The 15,883-nt window shown below is 41.5% G+C and carries 17 protein-coding genes; 11 read left to right on the top strand and 6 right to left on the bottom strand.

Annotated elements, in window-relative coordinates; genetic code table 11:
• Window positions 1-215 precede the first annotated feature (215 nt).
• From metE to OFO07_RS07280, 4 genes are read left to right on the top strand one after another with little or no spacing between them, the layout of a single operon-like run.
• Window positions 216-2,492 carry a 5-methyltetrahydropteroyltriglutamate--homocysteine S-methyltransferase gene (gene metE / locus OFO07_RS07265; RefSeq protein WP_270871478.1) on the top strand — a complete coding sequence of 759 codons (2,277 nt, stop codon included), beginning with the start codon at window positions 216-218 and terminating at the stop codon, window positions 2,490-2,492.
• 58 nt (window positions 2,493-2,550) lie between these two features.
• Window positions 2,551-4,068 carry an MBOAT family O-acyltransferase gene (locus OFO07_RS07270; protein ID WP_270871479.1) on the top strand — a complete coding sequence of 506 codons (1,518 nt, stop codon included), beginning with the start codon at window positions 2,551-2,553 and terminating at the stop codon, window positions 4,066-4,068.
• Window positions 4,069-5,151, top strand: a complete 1,083-nt coding sequence (locus OFO07_RS07275) for an SGNH/GDSL hydrolase family protein (RefSeq protein WP_270871480.1) — start codon at window positions 4,069-4,071, stop codon at window positions 5,149-5,151. It abuts the gene before it with no gap.
• Complete coding sequence (locus tag OFO07_RS07280; protein ID WP_270871481.1) at window positions 5,144-6,172, top strand: GDSL-type esterase/lipase family protein; 1,029 nt, start codon at window positions 5,144-5,146, stop codon at window positions 6,170-6,172. Before OFO07_RS07275 ends, OFO07_RS07280 begins: the two co-directional genes overlap by 8 nt.
• 229 nt (window positions 6,173-6,401) lie before the next feature.
• Here OFO07_RS07280 and OFO07_RS07285 read toward each other — a convergent pair whose 3' ends face one another.
• From OFO07_RS07285 to putP, 3 genes are all read right to left on the bottom strand, one after another.
• A complete protein-coding gene (locus OFO07_RS07285; protein ID WP_270871482.1) occupies window positions 6,402-7,049 on the bottom strand; it encodes a hypothetical protein in 648 nt (215 codons plus the stop codon).
• Window positions 7,050-7,219: 170 nt separating this feature from the next.
• A complete protein-coding gene (locus OFO07_RS07290; protein ID WP_270871483.1) occupies window positions 7,220-7,747 on the bottom strand; it encodes an HD domain-containing protein in 528 nt (175 codons plus the stop codon).
• 14 nt (window positions 7,748-7,761) lie between these two features.
• Complete coding sequence (gene putP / locus OFO07_RS07295; RefSeq protein ID WP_270871484.1) at window positions 7,762-9,267, bottom strand: sodium/proline symporter PutP; 1,506 nt, start codon at window positions 9,265-9,267, stop codon at window positions 7,762-7,764.
• Window positions 9,268-9,366: 99 nt separating this feature from the next.
• Between putP and OFO07_RS07300 the strand changes: the two genes are divergently transcribed.
• From OFO07_RS07300 to OFO07_RS07330, 7 genes are all read left to right on the top strand, one after another.
• Window positions 9,367-10,074, top strand: a complete 708-nt coding sequence (locus tag OFO07_RS07300; RefSeq protein ID WP_270859767.1) for an amino acid ABC transporter permease — start codon at window positions 9,367-9,369, stop codon at window positions 10,072-10,074.
• Entirely contained in the window at window positions 10,067-10,795 is a 729-nt protein-coding gene (locus OFO07_RS07305; RefSeq protein WP_270871485.1) for an amino acid ABC transporter ATP-binding protein, read from the top strand. Before OFO07_RS07300 ends, OFO07_RS07305 begins: the two co-directional genes overlap by 8 nt.
• Window positions 10,796-10,806: 11 nt before the next feature.
• On the top strand, window positions 10,807-11,535 hold the full coding sequence (locus OFO07_RS07310; RefSeq protein ID WP_270871486.1) for a basic amino acid ABC transporter substrate-binding protein: 729 nt from the start codon (window positions 10,807-10,809) through the stop codon (window positions 11,533-11,535).
• 63 nt (window positions 11,536-11,598) lie between these two features.
• The gene (locus OFO07_RS07315) at window positions 11,599-12,216 is read left to right on the top strand and encodes a hypothetical protein (RefSeq protein WP_270871487.1); all 618 of its coding nucleotides are present in this window, start codon (window positions 11,599-11,601) and stop codon (window positions 12,214-12,216) included.
• Window positions 12,209-12,823 carry a thiamine phosphate synthase gene (thiE, locus tag OFO07_RS07320; RefSeq protein WP_270871488.1) on the top strand — a complete coding sequence of 205 codons (615 nt, stop codon included), beginning with the start codon at window positions 12,209-12,211 and terminating at the stop codon, window positions 12,821-12,823. The genes OFO07_RS07315 and thiE overlap by 8 nt, the downstream gene beginning before the upstream one ends.
• Complete coding sequence (locus OFO07_RS07325) at window positions 12,810-13,586, top strand: undecaprenyl-diphosphate phosphatase (RefSeq protein WP_270871489.1); 777 nt, start codon at window positions 12,810-12,812, stop codon at window positions 13,584-13,586. The genes thiE and OFO07_RS07325 overlap by 14 nt, the downstream gene beginning before the upstream one ends.
• A gap of 28 nt (window positions 13,587-13,614) precedes the next feature.
• Window positions 13,615-13,764 carry a hypothetical protein gene (locus OFO07_RS07330; RefSeq protein ID WP_270871490.1) on the top strand — a complete coding sequence of 50 codons (150 nt, stop codon included), beginning with the start codon at window positions 13,615-13,617 and terminating at the stop codon, window positions 13,762-13,764.
• On the opposite strand, the gene OFO07_RS07335 is transcribed toward OFO07_RS07330, so the two are convergent.
• The 3 genes from OFO07_RS07335 to OFO07_RS07345 form a co-directional block, all read right to left on the bottom strand.
• Window positions 13,753-13,974, bottom strand: a complete 222-nt coding sequence (locus OFO07_RS07335) for a hypothetical protein (RefSeq protein WP_270871491.1) — start codon at window positions 13,972-13,974, stop codon at window positions 13,753-13,755. The genes OFO07_RS07330 and OFO07_RS07335 overlap by 12 nt on opposite strands.
• A 9-nt stretch (window positions 13,975-13,983) precedes the next feature.
• Window positions 13,984-14,349, bottom strand: a complete 366-nt coding sequence (locus OFO07_RS07340) for a DUF6984 family protein (protein ID WP_270871492.1) — start codon at window positions 14,347-14,349, stop codon at window positions 13,984-13,986.
• A gap of 148 nt (window positions 14,350-14,497) precedes the next feature.
• A complete protein-coding gene (locus OFO07_RS07345) occupies window positions 14,498-15,811 on the bottom strand; it encodes an aminotransferase class V-fold PLP-dependent enzyme (protein ID WP_270871493.1) in 1,314 nt (437 codons plus the stop codon).
• Between the last annotated feature and the right edge of the window lie 72 nt (window positions 15,812-15,883).

Here is a 15,883-nt window from a genome sequence, read left to right on the forward strand (position 1 = left end):
ATTTTATCTATATCAAAGCAAAATAAGGCTAAAATGCTCAGATTAATTTGAAATTTAAAGGAAGCAATAAATGCGTTGTCCCATGGCGACTTGATATTATCGGTGTTTTTCTAGGGCTAATCATTTATTCACGCATATTCATGCCGCGCTAGCGGCGCAAAATTCAGACTTTTTCTCAATACAATTTATAAAATTTTAAAACAAAAAGGATAAAAATGAAAAGTTATATCACAGGTTTTCCGCGCATTGGCGAGCAACGAGAATTAAAAAAAGCATTAGAGAGTTTTTGGGCAGGAAAGTGCGAACTTGGCGCACTAGAAAAGGTAGCAGACGAGTTAAAAGATCGTCACATAAAATACCAGTTAGAGGCATGGACTGGCTTAATTAGCGTAAATGATTTCTCATTTTATGATTTAATGCTCGATAATAGCGTGCTTTTTGGCGCAGTGCCTGAGAGATTTGCGCCTTTGAGTGGAGCGGAGCAGTATTTTGCGATGGCGCGTGGAAACAAAGACGCCGTGGCAATGGAAATGACAAAGTGGTTTAACACAAACTACCACTACATCGTGCCTGAAATCAGCAAAAATACAAAATTTAGCCTAAACGCAGACAAAATTCTAAACGAATACAAAGCAGCTAAAAATAACGATTTTAAGGATAGTTGCGCGTTGAAGATAAATTTAATCGGACCGATAACTTATCTAGCACTTTCAAAAAGCACGGACGGAAGCGAACCACTAGCTAAACTTGATGAGCTAGTAGAAAAATACGCCGAGCTTCTAGGCGAGATTTCAGCCCTTGATAACGAAGTCGTCGTTCAAATAGACGAGCCGATTTTCGTAACCGATAGGGGCGTGGAGCTAACGGGAAAAATCGCACCTGTTTATAACAAGCTAAATTCGGTCGCTTCAAACATTAAAATCGTATTTATGACATATTTCGAACACGCCACAGAAGCGTTAAAAGAAGTCGTTAAAACGGACATTTGGGCTGTGGGGTTAGATTTCGTCTATGCGAGTAAAGAAAATATCAAAGCCGAGCTTGAAATCCTAAAAAATGCGAAAACTACGCTATTTGCAGGGGTTATTGATGGACGAAATATATGGAAAAGCGACATTGATAAAAAACTAGAATTTTTGGAATTCGTCGCGCAGTATGTCAGCAAAGATCGCCTTTATGTGGGAACTTCGTGTTCGCTTTTGCATGTGCCATTTACGCTAAAATATGAAGAAAAACTAAACCCTGAGATTAAATTGTGGCTAAGTTTTGCGTGTGAAAAACTAGAAGAAGTCTGCATTTTAACGCACCTTTTCTTTAAAATTCCAATCTGCGACAGCGGTATCAAAAAATATGAAGAAAATCAAAAATCTGCCAAAACACGCTTAAATTCGCCGTTAATCCACGATATAGCGGTGCAAAATCGCGTGAAAAATTTAACCAAATTTGAGCGAAGTGATAAATTTGAAGACCGCATTAAAATTCAGCGCGAAGCCCTTGCTTACGGCGATTTGCCGACCACGACGATAGGCTCTTTCCCACAAACAACTGAACTTCGCCAAGTCCGCAACGCCTATAAAAAGGGTCTAATTAGCAAGGAAGCCTACGAAAAAGACATAAAAGCCTATATCGATGAGTGTGTGGCGTTTCAAGAAGAGATTGGGCTTGATATTTTAGTCCATGGTGAGCCTGAGCGAAACGACATGGTTGAGTATTTTGGCGAACAGCTCAAAGGCTACGCATTTAGCGCAAACGGCTGGGTGCAAAGCTACGGCAGTCGCTGCGTAAAACCGCCACTTTTATTTGGCGATGTTAGCCGTCCAAAGGCGATGACCGTGGAGTGGATAAAATACGCGCAAGGCAAAACAAGCAAGATTATGAAGGGTATGCTAACTGGACCTGTAACTATTATGAATTGGTCGTTTGTGCGTGATGATAAGCCTAGAAGCGAGGTTGTCAAGCAACTAGCTTTGGCAATTAGTGATGAAATTTCTGATTTACAAGTTGCAGGTATTAAGATAATCCAGGTCGATGAAGCAGCCTTTAAAGAGGGTTATCCACTTCGTAAGGAAAATATCGGCGAGTATGAAAAATTTTCAGTCGGAGCGTTTAAGCTCGCAGTTTCAAGCGCAGACGCTAAGACGCAAATTCACACTCACATGTGCTATTCTGAATTTAACGATATTATTAAAACGATTGAAGCAATGGACGCCGATGTTATCAGCATAGAAACGGCTCGTTCTGGCAACGAGTTACTTAAAATTTTTAAATCGGTCGGCTATAAACAAGAAGTTGGTCCGGGTGTGTATGATATACACAGTCCTCGCGTGCCAAGCGTAGATGAAATGGTAAAACAAATCAATGCGCTTTTGGAAGTTTTGCCAAAATCTCAGCTTTGGATAAATCCTGATTGTGGGCTTAAAACTCGCAAATGGGAAGAGGTGAGACCAAGCTTAAAAAATATGGTAGAAGCTGTGAAAATCGTAAGAGGATAGGAGTAGTGCGGCGCGAGCAGGGCGGTGCAAGGCCCTGCGCGCTTCATAATCAATCAAAATGACATTTTTTTCGCCCGAGTTTATTTTGCTTTTTACGGTGTTTTTTGCCCTGTATTGGTCGCAAAAAGACAGCGTCTTTATCCAAAAAATCCTAATTTTGGCTGCAAGTTACGGCTTCGTCTGCTCTGTAAGCCCAAAATTTGGCGCGATTTTGTTTGCTTACTCGTGCTTTGTCTATTTTGCTGGGAAATTTTTGAGGCGAAATTCCAGCAACTCTGCCATTTTATCGGCAGTTTTTGGCTCTATTTGTTTTTTGTGTTTTTTCAAATATTTTAGCCATATTAGAGAATTTTTCGCCATTGTTACAAATTTTTTTGGACTTTCCCCAATCGAGTCAATCGCCCTGCCACTGGGCATTTCATACTATACTTTTATGTCGATAACCTATCTCGTGGCTGTGGGTAAAAAGCAGTGCGAGGGGGCGGATTTTTTGAGCTTGCTTTGTTACCTGGCGTTTTTCCCAAGTGTGGTAATGGGTCCCATAGGCAGGGCAGCCGCACATAAAAACTCCAAAGGATACACTAAAATTTATCCAGTTTTGCCACAATTTAACCAAAAAAAGAGCTTTAAAAACGGCGATAAAATTCTCGCGCTTTTTATCATCGGCGCTTTTAAAGTTCTTGTCATTTGTGGTCATCTTACGCCGTTTGTGGGTGAGATTTTTAGCAATATTTACGATTTTAGCGAGGTTAGCGCGCTAAAAATTGTGTTGGCGATTTTGCTTTATTCTTTTGTGATTTATACGAATTTTAGCGGATTTATCGACATTGCGCGCGCCCTAGCACTCGCACTTGGATTTGCTTTGCCACGCAACTTTCACATGCCATATACTGCGCGAAATATCGATCAGTTTTGGGATAGGTGGCATATCAGCCTTTCTACCTTTATCCGCGATTACATCTATATCCCGCTTGGCGGGAATTGTGGCTGGGGCAAAAAACTGCCAGTAAAGCTCAAAATCGGCGCAAAGAAAAAGAAAAAGAAAAAAGCTAAAAAAGAGATAATCGAATTTGTCGAAGTGCGCGGTGCGTGGAAGTTTTGGCGCATGAATTTTAATATAATGCTAGCATTTTTGCTCTCTGGAATTTGGCATGGAGTGGGGCTAAATTTCGCCATTTGGGGGGCGTTGCATGGCTTAGCATGCGTGTGGTTAAAATGCCTACGCGCTTGCAAAGTAAAGCCGCTAAATTTGCACTTTTCTAGGTTAATTACATTTATCTATGTCAGTTTTGCGTGGGTGTTTTTCGCAAACACTGATTTTAGCGAGATTGGCGCGATTTTCTCGGCTCTTATTTCATCTCCACTTTATCAGAGCAAATTTGAAATTTTGCTAGTTTTGGCTGTTTTGATTTTTGTTTTGATTTATCCTAAATTTTTGGTTACAAACCGCCTAATTGAGGGCTTTTTAAAGAGATTGCCATTTTGGTTAAAAGGGGTAGTTTTGGGCGTGGTTTTTTGCGCGATTTATCTTTTGATGCCAAGTGGAATTCCAAATTTTATTTATGCGAGTTTTTAGATGATTAAATTTTTGTTTTCGTTGGTTGTGGCGTTTTTGATTTTGGCTTTTTTTGCGCAAAATTCATTGATTTATTACGCGAATTCGCGCTTTGGCTCGAATTTTGGTTTGGAAGAGTATTTGGCGAATTCGCCTTTGAGATTTGGGGGCGAATTGCAATCAAACATTAGCCAAAAAATCCAAAATGTCACGCCAAATTTAAAGGCGAAATTCGCAAGCTTCTCCCCGCAAACAGCCACTTACACGCTTGCTAGTAACACTGCGCCCGTTATCGCTCCAAGCGATAAAGATGCAATCATCGAGCGCGAGCTCAAAAAAATCGAAGCAGTCAAGCTAACCGATACAACTTTGCCTAAAATTGATAATAACAAAAGCGCGAATTTAAGCGTGCCAAAGCCTAGCGAGGCGAACGAAACCGCGCCAGTTTCCAAGCCAAAAATTGCGAAAAAATCTAATGAAAAAATCGCGCTTAAAGCCGGTCAAACCGTGCTATTTATCGGCGATAGCCTAATGCAGTATGTGGGTATGAGCGCTAAGAAATTTTTCCCAAAATCAGGGCTAAAAGTGCTAGATCTTAGCAAGCAATCAACCGGCCTAGTCGATAAAAAGGGGCACAACTGGCAACAGGTTTTATCCGAAAATTTGGCAAATAACGAAAATATCGGGCTAGTGGTGGTGTTTTTGGGTGCGAACGATACTCACCCGCGCAAGATTAATGGAGCTGTGCGAAGCGTAGGGAGCGAGGTTTGGAGCGAATTTTATGCTAGCAGGGTCAGGGAGATTTACGATACTGCCGAAAAATACGGCGCAAAGGTGCTGTGGCTGGGGCTTCCGTGCATGAACGAAGCGAAATTTGAGCAAAAAACCGAGGCGATTAACAAAGTCTATAAAAGTGTGAATAAAGAATTTGGCGAAATTTACATGCCTACAAGCCCATTTGTGTGTGAAAATGGCGCATACAAGGTCTATCTCAAAAATGGCAAAAGCCAAATTCGCGTCCGCCAAGACGACGGAATCCACATCAGTAAAAAAGGCTGTGAAATCATAACCCAAAAAATCTTAGCAAGGATTAGCGTTGAATAGCCTTGTGCGCGCGCTTTTCGCGGTTTTGCTCTGCATTAGTGGCGCGCTAGCGCAGGGCTTTGGGGTGAAGTTTTTGGGCGATTCACACCTTGGAAGCGACGCGCTAATACAGGCATTTAGAGATGAATTTTTTGGTGGAGGCGACGATAGCGTGGGCTTTATCGCCCCGCTAATGCCTAAATTCCACGCTAGTGAGGCGGTGAAATTTAAAAACGAGGGCTTTGAGATTATCTCATCGCGCAGGGATACAGACCCGGATTTCCCGCTATGTGGGGTCATCGCAAGGGCGAGAAATGGGGCGAGCTTGCAAATCGAGCTTAAAAAGCTAAGTGGCGAATTTGAGGTCGAAGTGCTTCACAGAGTGGGCGGAAATGGCGAAATTTTCGAGATTATCGACGCTAGCGGGCGGAAATTTCGCATAAATCATCTTTTGCGAAATTCTTGGGAATACACTCGCTTTACGCTCGCTTTTCCGGTGCAAATCCGCTCTTTGCGCGAGGGTGCGGAGCTTGGCGGGTATAAAATTTACCGCAAAAATGGCAGTTTCGCCGATAGTTGCGCTAGCAATGGCGCGTATTCGAGCGTGTATCAAAAATGGGGTAAAAACGCCTTTATTAGGGATTTGGCGCGACTTGATTACGAGCTTTTTATCATCGCTTATGGCACAAACGACGCCCTTGATAGCAATTTTGACGAGGCGAAATTTTACGCGACTCTGCGGGGGCTGGTGCGCTCGCTTCGCAAAGGCTCGCGCAGAGCAAAAATCCTGCTCATTGCCCCGCCTCGTAGCCCCAAAGTGCCAAATGCCCCTCGCGCAGCGGCCGTGATAAGGCACCTAGCCAGCGATATGGGGCTTATGTTTTATGATTTTGACATGGCGATGAGCGAGGACGGAGGCTGGGAGGGCTGGCGCAAAATGGGGCTAATCCGACCCGATGAAATCCACCTAGAAGCTGGGGGTTACGAGAGGCTTGGGCGAAATTTAGCCAGGCTTTTGAAGCGAAATTTGATAGAATTTTAAATTTAGCATAACTCGCTAGCGCAACTTTTTAAACACTGCCCCGAAATTTGTAAATTTTATATAATCTGTCATTGCGAGCAAAGCGAAGCAATCCAGTAAAATTTAGGGAGTGTTAGAAATTTGAATTGAAATTTATCTGAATTTCACTGGATTGCTTCGAAAACTTCGTTTTCTCGCAATGACAGCGAATTTACGCACATTAAATTTTATGCTCGTAGATTGACTTCGCCTACGGCTCGTCCAAACCTGTCGTGCTTCGCACGCCACCGCTAAGCTCATTTTGTCTCCTTTGTCTTAAAAATTTTATCGTCAAAGTAATTAGTATAAAAATCACAAATAAAACCGCACTCTCTTTGTAATGACTACTATATTGGGTAATATAATAATTCCGATATAGCTCGTTTTTGTTACAATCTTGTAAAGTATGCTCTCTACCGCTACCGCCATATAGAATTTTTACGCATTTATCTTGGCTGTTTTGGTGTATCTGGTCGATACGAGAGCAAATTTTCTCATCCATGAGTGTTAAATACTGCATTTTGCCATTTTGCATAAGCTCTACATTGCACTCCATGTGTGTTCTCTGTCTAATGAAGACATTTGGGCGTTCATAAGATACGACATCGCCCACTCGCTCATACGAATCAATATATCTATTAGCGATTTGCTCGTAGATGGTAAAGACAAAATAGCCATAAAATAGCATAAATACAGGTATCCCACAGACGACTAAAATTTGGATAAGATTAGATGATTCCCAAAAGTCTTTTGTGTAAATTTCGATTAAATTTGAGTATAAATTTTTAAAGCAAAATTTAAAAATTTTAAAAAGAAGTATTGTCGCAAGTCCAACTATCCAAGCCCCGTAGTTATCCATAATTTACCTTTTATCCTTTCATTTTAAGCACAAAGCCGTAATTGCATATTTTGATTCGTCGCTTTGCTCCTCGCAATGACAATAGCAAGCAAAATTCGTGTCAATCTATGAATTTAAAATTTCGGGGCAGTATTTTGCAGAAATTTGAAATTTAAAATTTCACTGCTGTGTCAGGCCTGGTGCAGTTCTCTCATGCCTTTTATGCAGATTTCTACGATCTCTTTGATATCCATGCCAAGCATTTCGCAACCCTTTAAAATCACGCTTCTATCGCATTTGGCGGCAAATTTTTTATCTTTAAATTTTTTCATTACACTGCTAGCGCCTAAATCCGCAAAACCGTTTGGGCGCATTTTGGCGCAAGCATCGATTATGCCTGTTAGCTCATCGACGCAAAATAGGCTTTTTTCTAAATTTGAAATCGGCTCGATATCAGTGCAAATGCCGTATCCGTGGCTGAGTATCGCCCGCACGCTAGCTTCATCTACGCTAGCGCCCAAAAGTGGCACAGCTGTGTGCGCTAGGTGCTCGTCTGGGAATTTTTCATAGTCGAAATCGTGTAGATAGCCGATCGCTTGCCAGTATTCTTTATCCTCGCCGAAATGCTCCGCCATAGCCCCCATTGCGGCCATTACATTTTCGCAATGCGCGATTAAATTTGGCTGTGAAATTGCGCCTGAGATTAAATCTTTTGCCATTTTCAAATTTAACATTATTTTTTCTCGCTTTCGTTTCGTGCTTTCATTTTTTCAAATTCGATTGAAATTTCGCTTAAATTCGGCTCGTCCGCCATTTTATCTAGCACGGAGTTGTATTTATTGACTAGCATTATGGCAATCATCGAAAATGTAAATCCAGGCAGTAGCGAATAAATATAGCCCGATAAATCGGCAATTATCCAGATTATGACGGTGATTCCGCCCACTAGCATGCCACACAGCGCGCTTAAAGCGCTCATGTGCTTAGAATACAGGCTAAAAAGCAGTACCGCGCCAAAACTCGCGCCAAAGCCCGCCCAAGCGTGTCCGACGACATTTAAGACGCTATCGTCCCACAAAAATGCCGCAATCGTAGCTAGCACCGCGATGAAAACGACAGCGAGGCGGGAGACTAGGGTTTGCGTGGCTGATGAGACCTCTTTTTTATAAAATGCGAAAATGAAGTCTTTCGTAACCGAGCTAGCACTGACCAAAAGCTGGCTAGAAATCGTGCTCATAATCGCAGCTAACACGGCTGAAATAATCACGCCAAGGATAAATGGGTGGAAGAAAATTTTGCCAAGTTCTAGGAAAATTTTCTCTGGATCGCTGATACTAAGGGAGTTTTGGTGAAAATACACTAGGCCGATTAGTCCGCTAGCCATCGCCCCAAGCAGTCCAAAAACCATCCACGAAATGCCAATTCTGCGCGCAGAGCTCATCTCGGCTGAATTTCTAATCGCCATAAATCGCACGATGATATGAGGCTGTCCGAAATAGCCAAACCCCCATGACAAAAGCCCCAAAATTCCAAGAAAAGTTTGCCCCTCAAACAAATCCAAATGCGACGGACTGATTTTTGATACCTCGCCCCAAAAGCTCGAACTATCTGGGATTTGTAGCGCATTAAACGAAAAGGCTGGAATCATAATCAGCACGATAAACATTAACGCGCCTTGAAATGCGTCTGTTATCGCCACAGCCTTAAATCCGCCAAAAAATGTATAAAACACAACGATACAAATCGTCGCAATCGCGCCGTAAGCGAAATTTAGCCCGAAAAATGTCTCAAAGCTCTTTCCGCCCGCGATGATTCCGCTAGAAACATATAGCGTGAAAAATACGATAATCAAAAGCCCAGAGATTATGCGCAAGGATTTTGTTTTGTCCTTAAAACGATTTTCCAAAAAATCAGGGATTGTAATGCTATCGCTTGCGACTTCGGTGTAAATTCTAAGCCTTTTTGCGAGAAATTTATACGCGCACCACGCACCGATACAAAGCCCGATTGCAATCCAAACCGTGCTAATTCCAGTAGCAAAAAACGCCCCAGGAAGCCCTAGAAGCATCCAACCACTCATATCGCTAGCACCCGCGCTAAGAGCTGTTACAAAGGGATTTAATCTGCGATTATCGATGAGGTATTCGCTTAGGCTTGCGTTTTTGTCGTAGTAGTGTCTGCCGATGATGACGAGGGCTAGGAAATACATAGCGATCGAGGCATAGATCCAATAATTCATTTTCCACTCCTTAAAAGGTGCGATTTTATCAAAATTTACTTGAAATTTATCAAAATTTTAGTATGCTTTTAGGCTAAATTTTAATTTAAAGGCTGGGGATTGAACGAGAGAATTTTAAAGATTGTTTTTTCGTTGATTATCATCTGCGCAGGAATTTATTTTTGCTATCCAGATAACTTAACAGACGCGCGCAAAATGGCGCTTGTAAATGCTTATGGTGTTACGCTGATACTCACAAGTGGCGGTATCGCGCTTGGTATAGTTTTGGGATTTATTTTGGCGTTTTTGAAATTTTTGGATAATAAAATTTTAAATTTTATTATCGACGAGTATGTCGATATCATCCGTGGCACGCCGATAATCATACAGCTTATGATTTTTGTTTTTGTTGTTTTTGCGACTTGGCAAAACAATATTTTCGCTGCAATCGTAGCGCTAGGTCTTAACAGCTCAGCCTATGTTTGTGAGATCGTCCGTAGCGGAATAAACAGCGTCGATCGCGGTCAAATGGAGGCTGCGCGCGCTATGGGATTATCGTATTCGACAGCGATGAAAGTCATTGTTTTCCCGCAAGCGATAAAAAATATCTTGCCAGCTTTGGCGAACGAATTTATCAGCCTTTTTAAAGAAACTTCGGTCGTGGGACTTGTGGCGATTACTGATTTGACATTTTATTCAAAAAGCCTGCAAGCCTCGCTATATACGGTTCAGCCGATACTTTTCGCAGGTGTGATTTATTATGCGAGTGTGAAATTTTTCTCGCTTTTGGTTAAAATTTTAGAATCAAGGCTAAATAGACATGATTGAAATTTCAAATTTAAGCAAAAATTATGGCGAGCTTTGTGTTTTGAAAAACATTTCAAAAACTATAAACAAAGGCGATATTGTCGCAATCATCGGACCAAGCGGTAGTGGAAAATCGACATTTTTGAGATGTTTAAATTTGCTCGAAACCCCAAGCGAGGGCAGTATCAAAATCGCTGGTGCTGACATTACCGATAAAAAAACCGATATCAATAAAATTCGCCAAAAAGTCAGCATGGTTTTTCAGCATTTTAACCTTTTTGCGAATAAAAATGTTTTGCAAAATTTAACCCTAGCCCCGGTAAAAGCTGGAATTTATACCCCAGAAAAAGCCAAAGAAAAGGCTATGGAGCTTTTGCGAAAAGTGGGTTTGGAAAGCAAGGCGGAGGCTTTCCCGCACAAACTCTCAGGCGGTCAAAAACAGCGCATCGCAATCGCTAGAAGTCTAGCGATGAACCCAGATGTGATACTTTTCGACGAGCCTACAAGCGCGCTAGATCCTGAGATGATAGGCGAGGTTTTGGCTCTTATGAAAGAGGTTGCCAAAGAGGGCATTACAATGCTTGTCGTAACCCATGAAATGGGCTTTGCGCGCAATGTGGCAAATAGAATATTTTTTATGGACGGCGGAAATATTTTGGTCGATGATACGCCTAAAAATGTTTTTGAAAATCCGCAAAATCCACGCTTAAAAGACTTTTTAAATAAAATTTTAAACCATTAAAAGGAGCAGAAATGAAAAAATTTCTTAAATTTATGTTGGCAGCTAGCTTGGTTGGCTCAATTGCTTGTGCAAAAGATGTCTATGTAATGGGCACAAACGCCGAATATCCGCCATTTGAGTTCGTAGATGAAAACTCAACTATCACTGGATTTGATATTGATTTGGTAAATGAAATTTCAAAAAGAGCAGATTTGAAAATCGAAATTTTAAATATGAGCTTTGACGGCTTAATCCCAGCGCTAAAAAGCGGCAAAATCGATTTAGCAGGATCAGGTATGAGCGCGACAGCAGAGAGAAGAAACGCTGTGGATTTCACAAACCCATACTATGAGGTCGAAAATTTATATATCAAACACAAAGACGACGATAGCCTAAAAACCAAAGACGACCTTAAAGGCAAACGCCTAACAGCGCAACTTGGCACAATCCAAGAAAACGCAATCCGCGAAATTCCTAGCGCAGATGTCAATCCAGCAGAAACTGTGTTTGCTGGCGTGTTACTAGTAAAAAACAAAAAGGTTGATGCGCTTTGCGTGGATTCATCTGTGGGCGTGGAGTATTTGAAGAAAAACGACGATATCGTGGAGTTTATGAGAGAGTCTGACGGAAGCGACGGATTTGCCTTTGCTTTCGATAAGGGCAAATATCCTGAGCTTGTGGAGAAATTCAACAAAGCAATCGATGAGATGAAAAAAGACGGCTCATACGACAAACTTTTAGAAAAATACAACCTAAAATAATCCAAATTTGGCGCAAAATTTAGCCTTTTAAATTTTGCGCTTTTTTCTATTTAAAGGGCTTTTATGAAAAAACTGATTTTTATATTTTTATCGCTTTTGGTTACGAGTGCGTGTGCGAGAAATGACGATTTTATCGTGGCGAAATTCCTAGGCTTCGTCCAAGACGAGGATAGATTGCTTTTTAAGCGGGGCAAGACAAAGCTATTATGCAAATTTAGCGAAGTTACGCTAATTAGCGAAAAGCAAGTCGCTAAATGTATCAAAGACAAAAAAGATTTAAAAACTTTCAAAAAAGATCAAAAAAATATGATCGAAAAATTTCTCGTCCCAACCCAGCGATATTTCATAAAAATCAGAGCCGAGGGCAAAAACGAGCTGATTTGCGATATCAGCACCGAAAAGTCAAATTTGGGGCTAGATTTGGTAAGGGCTGGCCTTGCTATGTCTAAAAATGACGATAAAGAGGCGTTTGTGAAGGCTAGCGTTTTGGCGATAGAGGGCGAAAAAGGGTTTTTTGGCAAAAAATATTCAAAGGTAAGCAAATGTGCCTTTGGCATAAAAGATGAGCCAAAATCAAAGCCTTCTGAGCCTAAAAAAGAGCCTAGTGCAGAGCAACCTGCGCCTAAAACAGAAGAGCAAACCTCAAACAAACCAACGATAGAAATGTCAATCAATGAGTGAAATTTACGCCCTTACCGATGATGTTTTGACGCCAAATTCTAGCGTTTTTTCGCAGGTGCGTGAAATTTTAGATAGTGGCGTCAAACTCGTGCAGTATCGCTCCAAACTCCCACGCCAAGACGAAACTCTCATCGCCTCGCTAATCTCGCTTTGCGAGGATTACGGCGCGAAGCTAATCATAAATGATAATGTCGCTTTGGCGAAAAAACTCCGCGCTCACGGCGTGCATATTGGCAAAGACGACGGCGAAATAAAAAATGTGCGCGAATTTTTGGGCGCAGACTCAATCATTGGCGTAACATGTTATAGCGATATAAAAAGGGCCAAAATCGCCCAAAGCTGCGGTGCGAGTTACGCTGCGTTTGGGGCAATGTTTGCTAGCTCCACCAAAAAAGAGGCCCCACTCTGCCCGCACGAAATCGTGCAAATGGCAAAGCGTGAGCTTGAAATCCCAGTTGCGATAATTGGCGGGATTAGCGAGCAAAATTTAGCTCAAATTTTGGCGTTAAATCCCGATTATATCGCGCTTGTGAGTGCGATTTACAGACCAAATAGCATTTCGCAAAACATAAAAAATTTACAAGGCATAATCAATGGATATAATTAGTGCGATAATTTTAGGCGTTGTCGAGGGGCTGACCGAGTTTTTGCCTGTAAGCTCGACCGGACACATGATTTTGGCGTCGCATTTTTTGGGCTTGGAGCAGACAGACGCGCTTAAATGCTTCGAGGTCGTAATCCAGCTAGGCTCGATTTTAGCGGTAGTTTTTATGTTTTTTGAGAGGCTTAAACAGGATTTTTCGCTTTGGGTGAAACTAATGGTCGGATTTTTCCCCACAGCAATCATCGGATTTTTGATGTATAAGACGATAAAATCGCTATTTTCGCCTGCAACGACTGCGTATATGCTTGTCATTTGGGGCGTGATTTTTATCGTGGTCGAGCTACTTCGCAAGAAAAATCCGCCTGTGAGTGAAAGTGAGCATTTCAGTGAAATTTCATACAAACAAGCCTTTATAATCGGGCTTTCGCAGTGTTTTGCTATGGTGCCTGGCACTTCTAGATCGGGAGCGACTATTATCGCTGGGCTTCTTTGTGGGCTTAGCCGAAATTTAGCAGCCCGTTTTAGCTTTTTGCTTGCGATTCCTACGATGTTTGCGGCGACTTTGTATGATACTTACAAAAACCTTGACACCTTTGCTCAAAATTCGCAAAATATTTGGATTTTTCTGCTTGGTGGTGTGGTTGCCTTCGTGGTCGCGCTTATCGCAATCAAGCTATTTTTGAGCTTTGTTAGCAAATTTGACTTTATCCCGTTTGGAATTTATCGCATTATCGTAGGAATTTTGTTTTTGGTTGTGATTTTGTGATTTAAATTTCGCCAAATTTCGCTTTTGCGTGAAATTTTGCCATTTAAATTTCGCTTCGCAAATTTTGGGATACTGCGCCGAGAATTTTATCATTTTTTATTCTTTATTTATGATTGTGGTGGGCAAAGATGCCTACCCTACGATACTGGTTCTTAGAAATACAAAATTATTCGGATAATAAAAAGCGTTTATTTGCATAATATTCCCCATTTTTACAATAGCACTCAACTGTATCGTCAAAAATAAATTCTAATTTTTCATCAAAATCATTTACAAAATCTCTTTTGTCAATTATTTTAAAAATATTTTCTTTTATAAGCTTGGCTTTAACTGGTCGCCAAACCAACAAATCTTCATTTAAAATTTTTACATAAATTTCAGTAATCATATTTAAATCCTATTCTGGTATGAAAAATTCGTTTTCATTTGTTGGTAATTGAATCAATAAACCAGTTTCGTCTAGTTTTACTATATCAATACAATATAAACACTGTTTATTGATATATCCCAATAATATTGCTTCGCATACAATTTCATCGACATCATAAAAACGAATTTCCGAAATTATTGATGAACGATTGCTTTTTGGATCAATTTCTTGTTCATAAACAAAATCAAAACTACCACTACAATCGCCCCATTCAACTACCTTATTTGAGTATTTGAAATAAATATCCTTATAATCATCTAGTTTATTTTTAAGCAATACTTTAATTAACAGTTGCTCTTTTTTTGTCATATTTCTAATAATGCTATTATTCAACGGTTATCCTTCCTATATTGCAGCACCGTAGGGAGGGTATCCTTTTGCCCACCGAATTTTATATTTTTATCAAATTTCATCGTTTTTTTATCCTTTATTTATCATTATTTTTTAAACCTAGCGCAGTATTTCCGCCTTGCGGGGGCGATTAGCAACGATACTTTCCACTTACGAAATTTATCTTTGTGCGGATTTTGACGATTTCTTTGAGTGCGTGGGCGAGATAGGCGATATCGTCCTCGTCATTGACCCATGAGAAGCTTGCTCGCACCCAGCTTGGTTTTGTTTGATTTACGGGATCTGGCGCAAGTCCCGTCAAATCAAATCCATACGGTGCTGCGCAGTCGCACCCAGAGCGCGTTTGGATTTCGAATTTTGAGCTAAGCACGGAGGCTAGGGCGTCAGAGGCTAAATTTTGCATATTAAAGGCAAAAATCGGCACCCTTGGCACGCTTAAATTTCCGTAAATTTTAATCTCTTTGATTTTTGAAATTTCATCGATAAATTTCGCATTTAGCGCGCTTTCTCGCTCTTTTATCGCCGCAAAGCCCACCTTACGGCGCAAATCCAGCGCCAAATACGCCCTAATGAGCGCCGTAATTCCCGGCGTGCCAGGCTCTTCTAGCCTCTCTTTGTCGATGACGAAGCTTTGCGTGCTAAAATCAGCGTATTTTACCGCGCCACCGCCCGCAAATGTGGGCTCCGCGCCTTCTAAAAACTCTTTTTTCAGTGCCAAAATCCCGCACGCGCCCACTCCGCCGATGAGTTTGTGTGCGCCAAAAAACAGCCCGTCGCAAAAGCCCAAATCCACATTATCATGCGCCACAAGCGCGCTAGCGTCGATGAAAAGCTTCGCGCCGTGCATTTTCAGCGCCAAAAACACCCGCTTATAATCGACTAAAATCCCAGTGGCGTTCGAACACGCGCTAAATACGCCATAAATTTCGCGCCCTTTATTTGCGCCTAAAATTTCATTTAATTTGTCAAAATCCATAAGCCCGTCTGCACCCAGTGGCACGCGCACGAGTTCGCACAGAGCCTGACGCAGGCTGATTTCGACCGAGTGGTGCTCGTAAGGCGAAATCACAATTAGTGGAAATTTTGCGCGCTCATTTGTGGCGAAATTTGTCAAATTTAGCCGTTTTTTGGTATTTGGTGGCAGGTAAATGCCTAAAATTTCCCATAACTTTTTAATCGCGGCTGTCGCGCCAAATCCGCACGAGATGAGGTAGTATCTGCCAGCGCACCCTAGCATTTCTTTGATTTTGGCGCGCGCGTTTTCGTAGTATTCGCTCGTGGTGTGGGCGTTTTCGCCACCAAGAGAGTGTGTGTTGGCATAAGTGCGCAAAACCCGTTCGATTTCGCGCTCGACGCTATTGCAGGCTAGCCCAGACGCGGCGAAATCGAAGTATTTGAGCCCCTCTTTTAGTATTAAATCATTTTTTATTTTTTCGATTTGCATTTTTTACTCCAAAATTTTGTAAATTATACCTAAACTTGCTAAAATTAGCCGTTTTAGGAGGGGTGAAATTCT

The sequence above is a fragment of the Campylobacter sp. JMF_06 NA1 genome (assembly GCF_027737785.1).
Lineage (GTDB): Bacteria > Campylobacterota > Campylobacteria > Campylobacterales > Campylobacteraceae > Campylobacter_B.